General features: G+C 69.1%; 2 protein-coding genes and 1 pseudogene. All 3 read left to right on the top strand.

Annotated elements, in window-relative coordinates:
• Positions 1-207 (top strand): annotated as a pseudogene (locus QZ753_RS10905) (xanthine dehydrogenase family protein subunit M); the annotation flags it as partial.
• A gap of 4 nt (positions 208-211) precedes the next feature.
• Positions 212-2,422 carry an aldehyde oxidoreductase molybdenum-binding subunit PaoC gene (gene paoC / locus QZ753_RS10910; RefSeq protein WP_294643645.1) on the top strand — a complete coding sequence of 737 codons (2,211 nt, stop codon included), beginning with the start codon at positions 212-214 and terminating at the stop codon, positions 2,420-2,422.
• Between the two features lie 153 nt (positions 2,423-2,575).
• On the top strand, positions 2,576-3,257 hold a 682-nt coding region (locus tag QZ753_RS10915; RefSeq protein ID WP_294643647.1), incomplete at its 3' end, for an MFS transporter.

A 3,257-nucleotide genomic window follows, 5' to 3' on the forward strand; every position in this document is an offset into this window, starting at 1 on the left:
CAGCCGGACGGCACGGGCCGCGTGGCGATCGGCGGTGTGGCGCCCAGGCCCTGGCGCATGGAGGAAGCCGACGCGCAGCTGCGCGAGGGCGCCAAGGCCACCGCCGCGCGCCTCTTCGCCGACGCCAGGACCACCGAGCACAACGCCTTCAAGATTCCGCTGACCGAGCGCACGCTCGGCGCCGTGCTGACCGAAGCGAGGAGCTGATCCGATGAAGTTCGACACCCCCGCCGGCACCAACCCGATCGACCGGCAGCGCGTCGTCGGCCAGCCGCACGAGCGCATCGACGGTCGCCTGAAAGTGACGGGCACCGCGCCCTACGCCTACGAGCACCACGACGTCGCCGAGAACGTCGCCTACGGCTACGTCGTCGGTTCCGCGATCGCCAAGGGACGCATCACGCGCCTCGACTCGACAGCCGCCCGCCGCGCGCCGGGCGTCGTCGCGATCGTCACCCACGAGAACGCCGGTGAACTCGGCAAGGGCGACAAGAACACGGCCAAGCTCCTCGGCGGGCCCGAGGTGCAGCACTACCACCAGGCCGTCGCGGTCGTCGTTGCCGACACCTTCGAGCAGGCCCGCGCCGCGGCCATGATGCTCGACATCGCCTATGAGAGCACCGATGGCGCCTTTGACCTCGCAGCCGCCAAGGACACCGCACCCGACGCGCCAGCCAGCGAGGAGTCGCCGACCCAGACCCAGGCCGGCGATTTCGACGGTGCGTTCGCCGCCGCGCCGGTGAAGTTCGACCAGAGCTACACGACGCCCGACCAGAGCCATGCGATGATGGAGCCGCACGCTTCGCTCGCCGAGTGGAACGGCGACAGCGTCACCGTCTGGACCTCCAACCAGATGATCGCCTGGGGGTCGGCCGACCTTGCCAAGACGCTGAAGATCGCGCCGGAAAAGGTGCGCATCGTCTCGCCCTTCATCGGCGGCGGCTTCGGCGGCAAGCTGTTCCTGCGCGCGGATGCCGTGATGGCGGCGCTCGGCGCGAAGGCGGCGGGCCGTCCGGTGAAGGTCGCTCTGTCGCGGCCGATGATGGCCAACAACACGACGCACCGCCCCGCCACGATCCAGCGCGTGCGCATCGGCGCGGAGCGCGACGGCAAGATCACCGCGATCGCGCATGAGAGCTGGTCGGGCGATCTGGAGGGCGGCCAGCCCGAGGTTGCCACGCAGCAGACGCGGCTTCTCTATGCCGGCGCCAACCGGATGACCTCGCTGAAGCTCGCCGTCCTCGACCTGCCGGAGGGCAACGCCATGCGCGCGCCCGGCGAGGCGCCGGGCCTGATGGCGCTGGAGGTCGCGATGGACGAGCTGGCCGAACAACTCGGCCTGGACCCCGTGGAGTTCCGCATCCTCAACGACACACAGGTCGACCCCGAGGATCCGTCGCGTCCCTTCTCGCAGCGGCGGCTGTCGGACTGCTTCCGCCAGGGTGCGGAGGCGTTCGGCTGGAGTGCCCGCAAGGCGCGTCCGGGCCAGGTCCGCGACGGACGGTGGATGGTCGGCATGGGCGTCGCGGCGGCCTTCCGCAACAACATGAACATGGATTCGGGCGCCCGCGCCCGGCTCGGGGCCGACGGCGTCGTCACCATCGAGACCGACATGACCGATATCGGCACCGGCTCCTACACGATCATCGCCCAGACCGCGGCCGAGATGATGGGCCTGCCGCTCGACAAGGTGCAGGTGACGCTCGGCGACTCGATGTTCCCCGTTTCCGCCGGCTCGGGCGGCCAGTGGGGCGCCAACTCCTCGACCGCCGGCGTCTACGCCGCTTGCGTCAAGCTGCGCGAGGCGATCGCCGGCAAGCTCGGCCTCGACCCGGCCTCGGCCGAGTTCGCAGACGGCATGGTGCGCGCGGGCGATCGGCAGGTGCCACTCGCCGAGGCGGCTGCCGGCGGCGATATCGTCGCCGAGGACAAGATCGAGTTCTCGAAGGAGCTGATGAAAGAGAAGCAGCAGTCGACCTTCGGCGCTCATTTCGTGGAAGTCGGCGTCGACATGGCGACCGCCGAGGTGCGCGTTCGCCGCATGCTCGCCGTCTGCGCGGCCGGGCGCATCCTCAATCCCCTCACCGCCCGCAGCCAGGTCATCGGCGGCATGACGATGGGCGTCGGCGGCGCGCTGATGGAGGACCTCGTTGTCGACAAGCGGCACGGCCTTTTCATCAACCACGATCTCGCGGGCTACGAGGTGCCGGTTCATGCCGACATTCCCCATCAGGAGGTCGTGTTCCTCGACGAGACCGACCCCGACGTCTCGCCCATGAAGGCGAAAGGTGTCGGCGAACTCGGGCTCTGCGGCGTCTCGGCGGCGATCGCCAACGCGATCCACAACGCCACCGGCATCCGGGTGCGCGACTATCCGATCACCCTCGACAAGCTGATCGAGGACCTGCCGGACGTCGCCTGAACGACGATCGGCGGCGGGCGTGGAGCCTCACGGTTCCGCGTCCGCCGTTGCAATGTTTGATCCGGCAGGCGCTTTCGGACGGGACGCGGCGTCGCGCGCACCCTACAACCGGAAGGGACCCAGACGATCCCGATTCCTTCCCGCTCCGCTTCCTTGTCCGATACCTCTCCGCTCCTTCGCCCGTTCCGCAGCCCCGACTTCCGCCTCCTCTGGTCTGCGGTTCTCGCCTCCAATCTCGGCGGCCTGATCCAGGCGGTCGGCGCCGGGTGGATGATGGCGAGCATCGCGACGTCGGACGACATGGTGGCGCTGGTGCAGACCGCCACCACGCTGCCGATCATGATCTTCTCGCTGGCTGCCGGGGCTCTCGCAGACAGTTACGACCGGCGGCGGGTGATGCTGGTCGCGCAGAGCCTAATGATGGCGGCCTCCGTCGCCCTCGCCGCACTCACCATCCAGGGCTGGATGACGCCCTGGCTGCTCCTCTTCTTCACCTTCCTGATCGGCTGCGGCACCGCGCTCCACAACCCGTCCTGGCAGGCTTCGATCGGCGATCTCGTCAGCCGCTCCGACATCCCATCGGCCGTGACGCTGAACAGCATGGCATTCAACCTGATGCGCAGCATCGGGCCGGCCATCGGCGGCCTGATCGTCGCGTCCGTCGGCGCTGCGGGTGCCTTCGCGTTGAACGCGGTCAGCTACATTCCCCTCATCGCGGCGCTTGGCCGGTGGGGCTATCGACGCCAGCCCTCGACGCTGCCGCGCGAGACGTTCCGCCATGCGATGTCGGCTGGCCTTCGCTTCGTGGCAATGTCGCCGAACCTTCTGACCGTGA

It is taken from the genome of uncultured Aureimonas sp., assembly GCF_913775355.1.
Taxonomy (GTDB): Bacteria; Pseudomonadota; Alphaproteobacteria; order Rhizobiales; family Rhizobiaceae; genus Aureimonas.